This window comes from Shewanella sp. 8A, assembly GCF_023475945.1.
Classification (GTDB): domain Bacteria; phylum Pseudomonadota; class Gammaproteobacteria; order Enterobacterales; family Shewanellaceae; genus Shewanella; species Shewanella xiamenensis.
On record NZ_JAMDJP010000014.1, the window covers coordinates 34,312 to 48,329 of the forward strand.

The 14,018-nt window shown below is 47.6% G+C and carries 12 protein-coding genes and 1 riboswitch; of the genes, 9 read left to right on the forward strand and 3 right to left on the reverse strand.

Annotation, left to right across the window (positions count from 1 at the left end; translation table 11 throughout):
* Positions 1-273: 273 nt before the first annotated feature.
* The 5 genes from M0413_RS12485 (at position 274) to M0413_RS12505 (ending at position 5,163) form a co-directional block, all read left to right on the forward strand.
* A complete protein-coding gene (locus M0413_RS12485) occupies positions 274-567 on the forward strand; it encodes a YciI family protein (protein WP_037431416.1) in 294 nt (97 codons plus the stop codon).
* 88 nt (positions 568-655) lie between these two features.
* Positions 656-1,537 carry a LysR family transcriptional regulator gene (locus M0413_RS12490; RefSeq protein WP_249554424.1) on the forward strand — a complete coding sequence of 294 codons (882 nt, stop codon included), beginning with the start codon at positions 656-658 and terminating at the stop codon, positions 1,535-1,537.
* 138 nt (positions 1,538-1,675) lie between these two features.
* A complete protein-coding gene (locus tag M0413_RS12495; RefSeq protein ID WP_249554426.1) occupies positions 1,676-2,773 on the forward strand; it encodes an alkene reductase in 1,098 nt (365 codons plus the stop codon).
* A gap of 8 nt (positions 2,774-2,781) precedes the next feature.
* Positions 2,782-3,891: an alkene reductase gene (locus tag M0413_RS12500; protein WP_218738517.1), complete on the forward strand. Its 1,110-nt coding sequence runs from the start codon at positions 2,782-2,784 to the stop codon at positions 3,889-3,891.
* Between the two features lie 264 nt (positions 3,892-4,155).
* Positions 4,156-5,163, forward strand: coding sequence for a class I SAM-dependent rRNA methyltransferase (locus tag M0413_RS12505; RefSeq protein ID WP_188870382.1), 1,008 nt, complete (start codon positions 4,156-4,158; stop codon positions 5,161-5,163).
* Positions 5,164-5,360: 197 nt separating this feature from the next.
* Here M0413_RS12505 and M0413_RS12510 read toward each other — a convergent pair whose 3' ends face one another.
* On the reverse strand, positions 5,361-7,460 hold the full coding sequence (locus M0413_RS12510; RefSeq protein WP_249554428.1) for a glycoside hydrolase family 97 protein: 2,100 nt from the start codon (positions 7,458-7,460) through the stop codon (positions 5,361-5,363).
* Positions 7,461-7,678: 218 nt separating this feature from the next.
* Between M0413_RS12510 and M0413_RS12515 the strand changes: the two genes are divergently transcribed.
* Together M0413_RS12515 and M0413_RS12520 are read left to right on the forward strand one after the other, a co-directional pair.
* Entirely contained in the window at positions 7,679-8,467 is a 789-nt protein-coding gene (locus M0413_RS12515; RefSeq protein ID WP_249554470.1) for a tRNA (adenine(22)-N(1))-methyltransferase, read from the forward strand.
* A gap of 112 nt (positions 8,468-8,579) precedes the next feature.
* The gene (locus M0413_RS12520) at positions 8,580-9,110 is read left to right on the forward strand and encodes an NUDIX hydrolase (protein WP_249554430.1); all 531 of its coding nucleotides are present in this window, start codon (positions 8,580-8,582) and stop codon (positions 9,108-9,110) included.
* 106 nt (positions 9,111-9,216) lie between these two features.
* Here M0413_RS12520 and trhA read toward each other — a convergent pair whose 3' ends face one another.
* Together trhA and M0413_RS12530 are read right to left on the reverse strand one after the other, a co-directional pair.
* Positions 9,217-9,900 (reverse strand): PAQR family membrane homeostasis protein TrhA, encoded by a 684-nt coding sequence (gene trhA / locus M0413_RS12525; protein ID WP_249554432.1) that lies wholly within the window; start codon positions 9,898-9,900, stop codon positions 9,217-9,219.
* Between the two features lie 250 nt (positions 9,901-10,150).
* The gene (locus M0413_RS12530; protein WP_249554433.1) at positions 10,151-10,330 is read right to left on the reverse strand and encodes a hypothetical protein; all 180 of its coding nucleotides are present in this window, start codon (positions 10,328-10,330) and stop codon (positions 10,151-10,153) included.
* Between M0413_RS12530 and M0413_RS12535 the strand changes: the two genes are divergently transcribed.
* Both M0413_RS12535 and thiC read left to right on the forward strand, forming a co-directional pair.
* Positions 10,323-11,420, forward strand: a complete 1,098-nt coding sequence (locus M0413_RS12535; RefSeq protein WP_249554434.1) for a hypothetical protein — start codon at positions 10,323-10,325, stop codon at positions 11,418-11,420. The two genes, M0413_RS12530 and M0413_RS12535, sit on opposite strands and share 8 nt — an antisense overlap.
* A gap of 175 nt (positions 11,421-11,595) precedes the next feature.
* Positions 11,596-11,694: riboswitch (TPP riboswitch) on the forward strand.
* A 159-nt stretch (positions 11,695-11,853) separates the two neighbouring features.
* A complete protein-coding gene (gene thiC, locus M0413_RS12540; protein ID WP_249554435.1) occupies positions 11,854-14,016 on the forward strand; it encodes a phosphomethylpyrimidine synthase ThiC in 2,163 nt (720 codons plus the stop codon).
* The last annotated feature ends 2 nt before the right edge of the window (positions 14,017-14,018 follow it).

Consider the following 14,018-nt stretch of genomic DNA (forward strand, 5'->3'; position numbering starts at 1 on the left):
CAGCGTCGATTGACGCACAACCGCTTACATACGTATTCATCATCCATTGATAACTCAAGTTAAACAGCCGTGTAACCTAATAGCAGCCTATTTTACACTCCTATGGGGTTGTGTGGGTATCTAGTCAGTGGCTAAAGTGTCAGCAGCAGTGAGCAATAGACGCATTATGCGATTGATACTGCAAAAATAATGGAACAGTATGTCAGCAGATGCTCTCATGTAATCATGGTTAGCACCTGTCAAAATCGATTATGTTTTGAATAAAGGATATCTATGTTTGTTATCACCTTAACCTACAAAAAGCCGCTGGCAGATGTTGAGTTACATTTAGCTGCTCATATTGATTATCTTGATGCGTATTACGCCAAGGGCGTTTTTATCGCTTCGGGCCGTAAGGTGCCACGCACGGGCGGTGTGATCTTCGCTAAGGCGGAGTCGCGTGCAGTACTCGAGGCTATTTTGCAGCAAGATCCTTTCTATACCGAAGACGTGGCTGAATTTGATGTGGTGGAATTTGTGCCAACCAAAGCCGCCGCAGGATTCGAGCAACTCATTGAGACACTTTAGTGATTTTTGCAAATTGTAAAATACAGATATTTATACCAATGATATTTGCTATAAATGCAATAATTGCGGGTGTGGTGCGAGAAATAAAATGAAAACACGGTCCGATGATTTAGAAATACTGCTTGCTGTCGTCGACAGTGGTGGTTTTTCGGCGGCAGCTGAACTGTTAGATATTCAAGTTGCCCGCGTGTCTCGGGCGGTGAGCAAGGTTGAAAGCCAAGTTGGCGTTTCTATTTTAAATCGCACGACTCGCCGGATCGAATTAACCGAGGAAGGTCGCCAGTTTGTTGAAGCCATCCGAATTGGCTTATTACAGATCCAGCAGGCTGAAGAGGATATCATTACTCGTGGAGAGCTACCGAGAGGCCGTTTACGTGTCGATGCCGCAAGTCCCTTTGTGTTTCATCAATTAGTGCCGCTTATCCAGCCATTTAAGCAAACCTATCCCGAGATTGAATTGGAACTCACCTCCAACGAAGGTTTTGTCGATTTGCTTGAAAAGAAAACCGATCTCGCGATCCGCATTGGCAACTTAACGGATTCGACTTTGCATGCTAGGCCACTTGGGAAAAGCTTGCTGTACATTGTAGCCTCACCAGATTACCTATCAAGGCGCGGTTTTCCCAATAAAAGCAGCGATCTTATTCACCACGATTTGCTGGGATTTTCTACCCCAAAAGCCCTCAATGATTGGCCACTGAAAGGATTTACTCGGTTTACACCTACATTAACCTCGAGTAACGGTGAAACGTTAAGGCAGCTTGCATTAACGGGTAATGGAATTGCCTGCTTATCGGGATTTATGGTGAAAAAGGATATCGCTGAGGGGCGTTTAATCCCCTTATTGGAGAGTGAAAAAATCACCAATACCGGCCGAGAGCAGATCAATGCGGTGTACTATAAATCTTCTACCGTCGCGAAACGTATCTCGGCCTTTATTGATTTTATTCAGCCTAAGCTAACCCTGTAAGCGGTAGGGCAACACTTGTCGTATTGACGTGTCAGTAAACACTTTTGTAGTTACAACAAAAATCATTTGTCTTTATTGCGCTCAATGTCTCTTGTTGAGTTTGCTAGTATGTTTGCAACGAAATGAGAGGGTTATATTATGACGCAATCACTGTTTCAACCGATCACCTTGGGTACATTAACACTCAAAAACCGCATCGTTATGCCGCCAATGACCCGTTCAAGAGCCAGTCAGCCAGGCGATGTGGCCAATCATATGATGGCAACCTATTATGCTCAGCGTGCGAGTGCGGGGCTCATTGTCTCTGAAGGCACACAGATTTCTCCAACTGCAAAAGGGTATGCTTGGACTCCTGGTATTTATACTCCCGAACAGATCGCGGGCTGGCATATCGTCACTGAGGCAGTTCATGCCAAGAACGGAGTGATTTTTGCTCAGTTATGGCATGTAGGCCGAGTCACCCATCCTGACAATATTGGTGGGCAACAACCGATTTCTTCATCCGCATTAAAAGCGGAAAACGTAAAAGTGTTTGTCGATAACGGCACTGATGAACCTGGTTTTGTTGATGTCGTTGCGCCTCGGGCAATGACAAAGGCTGATATTGCGCAAGTGATCGCTGATTATCGTCAAGCAGCGCTCAATGCTATGGCGGCTGGCTTTGATGGCATTGAACTCCACGCCGCTAATGGCTATTTGATCAACCAATTTATTGATTCCGAAGCCAACAACCGTAGTGATGAGTACGGCGGTAGTCTTGAAAATCGCCTACGTTTTTTAGACGAAGTGGTTGCGGCATTGGTCGATGCTATTGGTGCTGAGCGTGTGGGTGTGCGTTTAGCGCCCCTTACGACCCTCAATGGCACTGTGGATGCGGACCCGATTGTGACCTATACCGCTGCCGCTGCGTTACTTAACAAACATCGAATTGTTTATCTACATATTGCCGAGGTGGATTGGGATGATGCACCTGATACGCCACGCTCATTCAAACAAGCATTGCGTGAGGCTTATCAGGGCGTGCTGATTTATGCCGGACGATACAACGCACACACAGCGGAACAAACTATTAACGATGGTTTGGCTGATATGATTGGTTTTGGACGACCTTTTATTGCCAATCCAGATTTACCCGAGCGGCTAAAACACGGCTATCCGTTGGCTGAGCATGACCCAACAACGCTGTTTGGTGGTGGCGAAAAAGGGTTAACTGACTATCCAACTTATCAAGCCTAGGGGAAAGTATGTTCAAGGCATTCAAAGGTCATGTGTTAGAGACTAAAAACCGTATTGTGATGGCTCCAATGACTCGCTCACGTAGCACTCAGCCGGGGGATATTCCGAACGAGATGATGGCCACCTATTATCGCCAGCGAGCAAGCGCAGGATTGATTATTACCGAAGGCGCACCTGTGTCAGCGGTGGCGCGAGGGTATTCAATGACCCCTGGGATTTATACTCCAGCACAGATTGAGGGCTGGAAAAAAGTCACGGAAGCGGTGCACCAAGAAGGTGGGAAAATATTTATCCAACTCTGGCATGTTGGTCGTCGCAGCCATTCGAGTGTGTCTGGCGCTGAGCCTCTTGCGCCATCGGCAATAAAAATACCCGATCAGGTATTTGGTCCATTGCCTGAAGGTGGCTTTGGCATGATTGAAACCCAGCAGCCAAAGGCGATGAGCGAACAAGATATCCAAGCGACTATCAGCGATTTTGTGCAAGCAGCACAAAATGCGATGTTAGCCGGTTTTGATGGGGTTGAAGTGCATGCAGCCCATGGCTATTTATTTGATACTTTTATGCGCTTAGAAAGCAATCAACGGCAAGATCGCTACGGTGGCAGCCAAGAAAATCGGTTGCGTTTTTTAGTCGACACCTTACAAGCCCTTACACAGACCATTGGATCTGGGAGAGTCGCTGTGCGGATATCTCCCCATATTGGCGAGGGATTTACCGGTGACAACCCTGACATCATCCAATTAACACTCGCCTTGCTACAAAAGCTGCAACCGATGAATCTTGCCTATGTGCATTTTTCTGAAAACATCTCGCGCTATGTGGAAGTGTCTGACGCGTTTCGTCAGCAAGTGCGCCGTGTGTATCAACACCCGATAATGGTGGCGGGGAAATTAACCAAGCAATCTGCTCAGCGTTTACTCGACCAACACTATGCTGATTTTGTGGCCTTTGGTACGCCCTTTGTGACCAATCCGGATTTAGTCGCGCGCTTTGCCCATGACTGGCCATTAACCGAGTTTGATGCGGATGCAAGGCTTACCTTGTATGGCGGCGGTGAAGCTGGCTATATCGATTATCCCGTTTATCAGGCATCGTTTGCAGAGAGAAAGGCATAGTCTGAGCGGCATCGTTTTAGTGACATAGTCTAGTGGTGTAGTTTGCGGCTATTAGCTACTAGCTACTAATGGTGTAGGCGCTAAGGGAAGGGGTGAGCCAAAGGGGCTGCCTCACTTAGTGCCTTAAGCTAAAACGGCTCTGCTTGTATAGTCTGTGATTGGATACTGGGGGAATTTATCCGATATTTTGTCGCTGAGTTTGCTATCATGCCGTTTTCCCCTTGAAACCTTACGCAGGTTTCCGCTGTATGAGTCCCGCTTTTTATGTCTATTCAAACGCTGTTATCGACGGCTTTAGCTAAACGCCATGATTTTTTACTACAAGCAGAACAAGATCATACCGATTGTTTTCGGGTGTTCCATGGCACGGTCGAAGGTGTCAGTGGCTTGAATGTCGATCGCTACGGCGATAATTGGTTAGTACAGAGTTTTCACCACACCTTAACCGCTGAGGAATTGGCTGAAGTAGTGGACGTGCTCACCCAAGAAGTGGCCCTGCCGGTAGTGTATAACGACCGCTCGGCTGGCCATTCGCGGGTGCTTAATGCGCTAAGCCCTGAACTGGATGATATTGCCTGTGCCGAGTTGGTGATGCAGGAAAATGGGATTAAATTCACCACTAAGCTACGCCACGAAGGACAAGATCCGCTGCTATTTCTTGATATGCGTATTGGCCGAGAATATGTGCGGGCACATAGCCAAGATAAAACCGTGCTGAATTTGTTTTCTTACACCTGTGGTATCGGCACTGCTGCGGCTATGGGCGGCGCAGAACGGGTTGTGAATGTCGACTTTTCCTCCTTTGCACTCGCCGCTGGGCGAACTAATGCCGAATTAAACCAAGTGTCTGAGGTGTGTGAGTTTGTGCAGAGTGATGCGTTTCCGGCCTTGCGCCAATTAGCTGGTTTAAGTGTGGGAGGGCGCCGCAACCAAAAATTACCCAGTTACCCCAAATTGCCGCAAACCCAATTTGATCTGGTATTTCTTGATCCGCCTCGTTATGCCAAGAGTGCTTTCGGGATTGTCGATTTAGTTAATGATTACCAAGGTTTATTTAAACCCGCATTATTATCAACCAAGGCTGGTGGCACCATTGTGTGTTGCAATAATGTCGCCAAAGTAGACCGTCAAGATTGGTTTGATAGTCTAGTTCGCTGCGTTGAAAAACAAGGCCGAGGTGTGGTTGATCACACTTGGCTCGATCCCCATGAGGATTTCCCGTCGTTCGATGATAATCATCCCCTTAAAATTGTGGCGTTGACTTTAAATTAACCTGAGCTCGGGATAAGTAGCGCCGCTGAATAGGCCCTTTTCGGGCCTCTCTGCGTTGCTCTGTCTAACCATAGCTCGCTATAGCATTGATTTTGTTTGTTATATTTAGACTTTTTCGACACTCGTTATCCCGATTTCAGCTTAAATTAATCGCATTGCAAACCTAATAGGGCGACCATCTTGGTCGCCCTATTAATTTAAAGAGCCTTAAAGCGGATCGCTGTGCCACCACTGCTGGCGAGGGCTAAGGTTAGGCTGTCTTTGGCGCTGATCTCTTTAGTTTCAATCACATAATCATAGGGATTGGTTTTCCAATCGGCTTTTGGACCATCGCGGTAGATCTGGGCTTGATAGCGTTTGTTTGGATCGAGGAAACCCAGTTTAACCTTGATCTGACGGGCATTTTCATCGGTCAGCGCCCCCAAGTACCAATCCTGCTGATCCTTGGCTTGGCGGGCAAACACCACATAATCACCCACTTCGCCAGCCAGCGCGATACTTTGATACCAGTCTGTTGGTACATCGCGGATAAACTGGAAGGCATCTAGATGTTTTTGATAATTGCGTGGCAAGTCGGCGGCCATTTGGATTGGGCTGTAGAGCACCACATACAGGGCGAGTTGCTTCATTAAGGTGGTTTGCACACGATTTTCGGCATCTAACCCCTTAGGCGCCAAATCAAAAATCCCCGGGGTAAAGTCCATTGGTCCAGCCAGCATGCGGGTAAAGGGCAACATGGCGGTATGTTCTGGGCTATTTGGTGGGCTGCCCCAAGCATTGTACTCTTGGCCGCGGGCACCTTCGCGGGAGATCCAGTTAGGATAAGTGCGGCGCAGCCCAGTATCTTTAATCGGCTCGTGGGTATTAATGCTGATATGGTGTTTTGCGGCTTCGGTAACGCTGTGAAGATATTCACCCACCATAAACTGACCGTCGTGCCATTCGTGACGGGTGATACCGTTTTCATCGATGCGTTTGATTTGTCCACCGTCAGCGACATAACCGGTTTTGACTTGGGTCACGCCATGTTTTTCATACAGGGCGAAGGCATCATTCATTTGCTTGCGGTAGTGGGTGACTGAGCCTGCGGTCTCGTGGTGACCAATCAGGCGCACGCCTTTTTTCGCGCCGTAGGCGGTAATGGCGGGTAAATCGAAATCATCATAGGCCTTAGTAAAACTGAATTGATCGCCATTATGGAACCAATCGCCATCCCAACCTTGGTTCCAGCCTTCGACCAAGACACCATCAAACTGGTATTTTGCGGCGAAATCCATATAACGCTCTGTTTCGCTGGTGGTTGCGCCATGCGCTGGGCCCGAGCCCCAAGTGTTTTCATTGAGGTGCATCCCCCACCAAATGCCGACATATTTACCCGGTTTAACCCAAGAGACATCCCCCAGTTTATTGGGCTCATTCAGGTTGAGGATAAGCTGAGAATTAAGCAGCCCCGTGGCCTTGTCGGCGATTTGAATCGTGCGCCATGGGGTATAAAAGCCCGCTTGGGTTTTAACGCGAGTGCCATCTGACCAAGGGGTGAGATCGGCCTTGAGCTTGCCATCGCGCTGTTGATCGAGTGTCATTGAGGCAAAATCAACTAACGCCGCCTCGTGAATACTCAAATGGGTGCCATCGACCAGTTTAAAGGTAAAAGGAGTGTGGGCTCGGTCGACCTGATTGAGCGCGCTGGTGCGATACAGATATTCGTAGCGGTTCCATCCCCGAGAAGGGATCCACCAGGCGGTGGCCTTATCACTCTGGCCAATATTAAATTCGGTGAGTTCATCGGTAATGGCAAGCTGCGTATTGGCTGGCAGGGCGTTTTGGGCAGCTAAGTGATAACGAAAGCCGATGCCATCGTCAAAGGCCTTAAACTCTAGGTTTAAGTCGATTTTACCGTCGGTTAATACCACGCTCAGTTGATTGTGTCGATCCTTTATCCACTCTTGTTCACCCCAAGGTTGCTGCCATTTTTCATTGGCACTGGCGGGTTGGCTCGATTTAATGCGAAGACCTTGGCCTAATTCGCCCAGTGAGGCAAAGACTAACCCTAGGCGACTCGGTTCGACAATGGATTTGCCATGAAAATGGATTTGGTATTCGGGGCGGCCCGTATCATCACTCAGACTCAAGACGATTTGCTTATCGGGGGAGCTCAGGTTAAGGGTTTGCGCCGTGACACCTGTACTCAACAGGCTGCCAATGCTGAGTGCTAGCAAGCTGGGCGTGAATAAATTGTGTCGATTTCGCGTTGGCGAGTTGATGTGGCGTGCGTGGGTAAGCAGATTGCTGAACATTCCCTGATCCTTGTTTTTATAGTGAATATGGGTCAATGCATACTAGTGGTGATGGCTTTTTGCTCGCAATGGGTTGCATACGTATTCACCAGTGTGGCCTTGAGGCTGGCAGCCTGATAGTCAAACCTAAAGAGATGGGTTTTAACCGCTGACTCGGGTAGAATGCGCGGCTTTATGGCGCTCAAGCATGTATGGGCGCGATTTTTGAGGCGTCAGCGGTGAAAATCAGTCAGCGATTACAGCAGATCAATCAGATGGTAGAGCAAGGATACGATCATATTTGGGACTGCTGCTGCGATCATGGTTTACTCGGCATGCTGTTACTGCAAAGAAATGCCGCGCCTAAAGTGCATTTTGTCGATTGTGTGGCGCCCTTAATGCAGCAACTCAGCCTTGAGTTAGCTAGGTTTTTCCCCCAGCAGCCTATCTTAAACGCTCAAAACGAAACTGAGCAAACCACCCATGCCCAGAGTGAATGGCAAGTGCATTGTCTGGATGTGGCGGCGTTGCCACTGGCGCATTACGGCAAGCAAGCCAAGCACTTAGTGATTATTGCGGGTGTGGGGGGCGAGTTATTGGTTGAACTGGTGCGCAGCATCGTGTCGTGTTATAGCCAGTATCACAGCGACAATCACAACCATTCTTATCATTCCTGCCCGCTCGAGTTTATTTTGTGTCCCGTGCATCATAATTATCATGTGCGCAGCTCACTTGCAGAGTTGGGATTATCCCTTAAGCAGGAATATTTACTCGAAGAAAATCAGCGCTTCTATGAGATATTGCATTTAACCCATTCGAGTATAGCTTCGAAGCGCAATGACGTGGCGCCCTTAAGTTCGACAGGCTCAATTATGTGGCAAGGGTTAGATGCGGATAAAACCAGCCAGGCTAAGCGTTATCTTGTGCAGACAATCAGCCACTACCAGCGTATCCCCGAGAGCCGCTTGCCAAATAAGGCGCAAATAGTTGCGGCCTATCAGCAAATCTTGCGGCAACTAAGCAACTGAATTAACCCGTTTCAAGTGTACGTATTGTTGTGCGTGTTGCTTGAAAACGGTTTTGCTCTATAAATCTATAAAGTTGGTTTATGCTATTAGGCCGTTAATCTTGAGTTTTTCTATGCGTTTATTGAAGTCCACCCAAGCTGCCAATATTAATTTAAAACAGGCAAGGATCTTTTATCGCCAAGCCGCCCGAGCCATTGTGCTGTCGGGGGAAGATATTTTGCTGCTCTATACCCAAAAATATCGAGATTACGGCTTGCCCGGCGGTGGTGTGGATAAGGGCGAGAGCATCGAGGTTGGGCTTATTCGTGAGTTACAGGAAGAAACCGGCGCCATTGCCGCTAACGTTATTGCACCCTTTGGCCGCTATGAAGAATATCGACCTTGGTTTCGCGAAGGCGCCAACGTCGTGCATATGGATTCCTATTGCTACCTGTGTGAAATCGATATGACTTTAGGTAACCGTGGCTTAGGTGAGCCAATGCTTGAAGCCCATGAAGTGAAAAACGGCATGCGCCCTGAGTGGATCAATATCCATCAAGCCATTGCCCATAATGAAGAAATTCAGCGCACCTTCGCCAACAAAGGCCAATCTATCGACAGGGAAACCTTTTTGCTGAAACAGATAGTTGCAGAATTATTGTAGATAACGCTTGGCTGGCGACTTTATCACTTAGCCATAAAACTCAGTCTCAAAGCATAGACATAAAAAAGCCACCCAGAGGATGGCTTGTGTGACTGAGCGTGCGTGGCTAGATCACTGTTAAATAAATACAGAAGAAATGGCTCATCGCGCCAGCTAGCACAAACAGATGCCAAATCGCGTGATTGTACGGAATACGTTTGCCGACATAAAAGATCACTCCAAGGGTGTAAAACAACCCGCCCAATAGCAGTAGATTAAATCCAAGCGGTGACATTGCTGCTGTCAAATCGCCAATCACCGTTATACAAAGCCAACCCATGGCCAGATATAACACAAGACTGAGTTTTTTAAATCGGTGAATAAATAAGGTCTTAAATAAAATCCCACCAATAGCCAAAGACCAAATCGCCGTAAGAATAATGGTTGAAAGCTGTCCTTGCAGGCTGATTAACATCAGTGGGGTGTAGGTGCCCGCAATTAAGCAGTAGATAGCACAATGGTCGGCAATCTTAAGTTTATGTTTCCAGCCAACATGCGTTACGCTGTGGTACAGGGTTGAGCTTAAAAATAACAGGATAAGACTTACGCCATAAATAATAACGCCTGTAAGTTGAATGTTGGTGAGATGATCTGCGCCCTTAAGTAGCATAAAGATTAAGCCCACTACACCTGCAATCACCCCTAGGCCATGGCTAATGCTATTGGCTATCTCTTCGCTTAAGCTATACCCGCTGATATTTAAAGGTTTTTCATGACTCATTTGCGGCTCTATCAAACTCTGGCTTGGCATGCTGTTGATCCACTCGATGACGATAATGATTGAGTCTATCAGTAGATAAAAGGGAAAGCTACAATTGGCTTACACATGTAAGCTGATTTGTTTTGCGTGTTCTTGCCATCGGCTATAACACTGATGAGTTCTGTTGTCCTTGTACAAGATTATGGTACTGGTTTACAACTGAATAATGTCACTGCTTTGGAACTTTGTTCGACTCACTTTCTCTAATTCTCCGTAAGATGTCATGGATTTGTTAAGTACTTTATTCATTAAGTACTAAGGGATGGATTTTGCCTGTTCGATCGAATATAGCCCCAGAAGATAGCATCAGATTTGATGCGCACTGCAGTGCCACAAAGGACGAGGCTTTACCATTTTCCGCTTTGCCTTTTTGTGCAACGTTTTTAAGTGCTACAGCCCAAGGCGCTACAGATTTGAACACTAAGCCTTTTAGCGCTTTAAGTGTTCATGCCGAGTCTTGCGATAACAATCTACACCTCAATTTAAGTGAAGCAGACCAAAGATCAATCGATAGCGCATTTCAAACATCTTCAAATCTAAGCGGGCGAGAGCGGCCACATTATTTCAATCTTAAGCTATTGCTTTGGGTCATGTTTGGCCATGGCTTACTGCTGTTTTTATTAATTTTTTTATGGCGAACCCAGTCGGAACACTTAGGGCTGCATTTTACTGAATCATCTGCTAACGCACGGACTACAACCAAAGCGTTAAAGGCATATTTTATTTATGCGCCGCCAACGCAAACTGCTCCAGCGGATTCTGCTCAAGATATCTCAGTGGAAGAGTTTATTAACACTAGCGAGCCGATAACCTCACCGCCTAATACCGTAAAGCCGGCAGCTGATATTGAGCAGTCAGCGAAAGTGTCACCAAAAGTCGCAGTAAAGCTGACGCCAAAACCCATGGAGCAGATAGCCAAACCACCAGAAGTTAGCGCCCAAGAATCAAAAGTAACAGAATCAAAAGCATCAGTACCAAACACATCTGTGCCTAACACCTCAACTCAGGGCCAAACCCAGCAGAGTTCAAAAGAGGCTGTTAAACCGAAAAAGGCAGAAGTCCAATCAAGCTCGGCTCATGCGGCAAGCACTCAACAGTCTGCGGCCAGTGGGCAAAGCGGTGGGGCGGCGGGCAGTGTGGGATTGTTTACTCAGCGTTATTTTGAACGACAGCGTGAGCAAGCTTTAGATGATTTAGTGTTAGAGCAAGCAAATCATTACAGCAAACGGTCGAATTTGTCTGAAATGAGCCCCGAGATGGAGGTACTGATTGTGCCCAATGCCGACGATTTTAGCGGCCCCACCAGTTTGGATTTAGAACTGGATCCGAATCGTATCGTTCGTCAAGGTAATACCTGTTATCGGGTCGTCAAAGTAGGCACCCCAATTAATCCCTATGCCGAGAATTTAGGTTTTCCCTTCGATTGCAGTGGCAAGAAAATGAACCAAGAAATTGACGATGCCATTAAGGCGCAGCTCGATAAAATGATGGTAAAGCGGCCAAAAGGCTAAAAAATAACGATGATAAATTTTCACCCAAAATAATGGTAATGATGAGTTTAAAAGTTTTATAAAATTAAATACTATAATATACAGTTGCTTATGTATTCTTTGTTTTTGATTGATAGTTAAGTTTTTGTCCTTAAATTACGCTTGTTTGTTCGCAGCGCTTCTGCCTATACTTTTGCCCATCTTGTCGGAGTGCCTCTTGGCTGAGACCGTTTATTCGGGATCCGTTGAACCTGATCAGGTTAAAACCTGCGAAGGAAACAAGCATAATAACTTCCATTAAATCGTATCAGCGGCAATCTTTTGCCGTCTATTTACCCATCGATTTAGTCGTTATTGAGTCAGTAAATCCACTTACGGTTTACAAGGCTCAGCTCTCAACACTCAAGTCTCCAGACAAGCAACCCCATTTTTATTTGTTAAAGTGAGATTGCTTATGTCCAGTTTAGAATCGTCCTCAGAATCACTTGCCGTGAACACTCATGGGCAAACGAACCGCCGTGTGGCGCGCGCCGAGGCGCAAGCCTTTATCGATACCCTTAAACCATTACAACATCCTAATTCGCAAAAACTTTATTTGCAGGGAAGCCGTGCGGATTTACGTGTGGGGATGCGGCAAATTCTGCAAACCGATACGCGGATTGGCGGCACGGCGATCGCGGCCAACGTTGAGAAAAATCCTCCCATTCCGGTGTACGACTGCGCTGGCCCGTATTCCGATCTGGCTGCGCAAATTAACGTGCGCCAAGGACTAGCCAAACTCAGATTACCGTGGATTATCGAGCGCCAAGATACCGAAGTACTCGATTGCGCGACCTCAGATTTTACCCAGCAACGCCTAAAGGATGATGGGCTCGATCATCTGCGTTTCGAAGCAGGCTCAAGTGCGATTGTTCGTCCTCGCCGTGCCTTACCTGGTAAACGCGTGAGCCAACTACACTATGCCCGCCAAGGGATTATTACCCCTGAAATGGAATATGTGGCGATTCGGGAAAATATGGCGCTCGCCCAGGTGCAAGATGAAATCTTAAACCGCCGCGGCCATGGTGAATCCTTTGGTGCCGTAATAGGTAAACCAATTACCCCTGAGTTTGTCCGCGACGAAATTGCCCGTGGACGCGCCATTATTCCGTTAAATATCAATCATCCCGAAGCTGAGCCTATGATTATTGGCCGTAACTTTTTAGTCAAAGTGAACGCCAATATCGGTAACTCGGCGGTCACGTCTTCCATCGAGGAGGAAGTGGAAAAGCTTGTTTGGTCAACCCGTTGGGGCGCGGACACTGTGATGGACTTGTCCACTGGCCGCTATATCCATGAAACCCGTGAATGGATTATCCGTAACTCGCCAGTGCCGATTGGCACAGTGCCGATTTATCAAGCACTGGAAAAAGTGAATGGTGTTGCTGAACACCTGACCTGGGAAGTGTTTCGCGATACTTTGATTGAGCAAGCGGAGCAGGGCGTCGATTACTTTACCATCCATGCGGGCGTGTTATTGCGCTATGTGCCTATGACCGCTAAACGGGTGACAGGGATTGTGTCCCGCGGCGGCTCAATCATGGCCAAATGGTGCTTGAGCCACCATCAAGAAAACTTCCTCTATACCCATTTTCGTGAGATTTGCGAGCTATGTGTCGCCTACGATGTATCGCTGTCATTAGGCGACGGTATGCGACCTGGCTCCATTGCCGATGCCAATGATGAGGCGCAGTTCGCCGAGCTTGAAACCTTAGGTGAGCTAGTCAAAATCGCCTGGGAATACGATGTGCAGACCATTATCGAAGGGCCTGGGCATATCCCGATGCAGCTCATCAAGGAGAATATGGATAAGCAGCTTATCCACTGCGCCGAGGCGCCGTTTTATACCCTAGGGCCGCAAATTACCGATATTGCGCCGGGTTACGATCATTTCACCTCAGGGATCGGTGCGGCTATGATCGCATGGTATGGCTGCGCCATGCTCTGCTATGTGACGCCGAAAGAGCACTTAGGTTTACCCAATAAGCAGGACGTCAAACAAGGGCTGATTGCCTACAAGATTGCCGCCCATGCGGCCGATATTGCCAAAGGCCACCCGGGCGCTCAGATCCGCGACAATGCGTTATCTAAGGCGCGATTCGAATTCCGCTGGGAAGATCAATATAACCTCGGACTTGACCCTGAGACCGCCCGAGCCTATCACGATGAATCCCTGCCACAGGAGTCGGCCAAGGTTGCGCATTTTTGCTCTATGTGTGGCCCTAAGTTCTGCTCAATGAAGATCACCCAAGATGTGCGCGACTATGCGGCAAGTTTAGCGGCGGGTACATTAGCAGGGGCTTCGTCAAGCCAGAATGTTGAGAGCGCTGAAGCGCTTGCATCGATAAAACCAGCTCAACAAGGGCAATCAAACACAGAAGCAATCCAGCAGATCAGAGTTAAAACCCAAGATGAATTAGCTGCGGCCATGGCGCAAAAATCGGCAGAGTTTGCGGCTTCGGGTGCCAAGTTGTATCTACCGATGGGCGAGGCTAATACAGCTAAAACTGCCAATGAATCGGGCAAGTATCAGGATGGGAGTGAGCTCAAACCAACAGCACAGGTTGCGGAGGTTTGATA

Coding starts and splice junctions, on each gene's coding strand:
- M0413_RS12485 (WP_037431416.1), top strand. CDS start 274: ATGTTTGTTATCACCTTAACCTACAAAAAGCCGCTGGCAGATGTTGAG.
- M0413_RS12520 (WP_249554430.1), top strand. CDS start 8,580: ATGCGTTTATTGAAGTCCACCCAAGCTGCCAATATTAATTTAAAACAG.
- M0413_RS12495 (WP_249554426.1), top strand. CDS start 1,676: ATGACGCAATCACTGTTTCAACCGATCACCTTGGGTACATTAACACTC.
- trhA (WP_249554432.1), bottom strand. CDS start 9,900: ATGCCAAGCCAGAGTTTGATAGAGCCGCAAATGAGTCATGAAAAACCT.
- M0413_RS12490 (WP_249554424.1), top strand. CDS start 656: ATGAAAACACGGTCCGATGATTTAGAAATACTGCTTGCTGTCGTCGAC.
- M0413_RS12500 (WP_218738517.1), top strand. CDS start 2,782: ATGTTCAAGGCATTCAAAGGTCATGTGTTAGAGACTAAAAACCGTATT.
- M0413_RS12505 (WP_188870382.1), top strand. CDS start 4,156: ATGTCTATTCAAACGCTGTTATCGACGGCTTTAGCTAAACGCCATGAT.
- thiC (WP_249554435.1), top strand. CDS start 11,854: ATGTCCAGTTTAGAATCGTCCTCAGAATCACTTGCCGTGAACACTCAT.
- M0413_RS12510 (WP_249554428.1), bottom strand. CDS start 7,460: ATGTTCAGCAATCTGCTTACCCACGCACGCCACATCAACTCGCCAACG.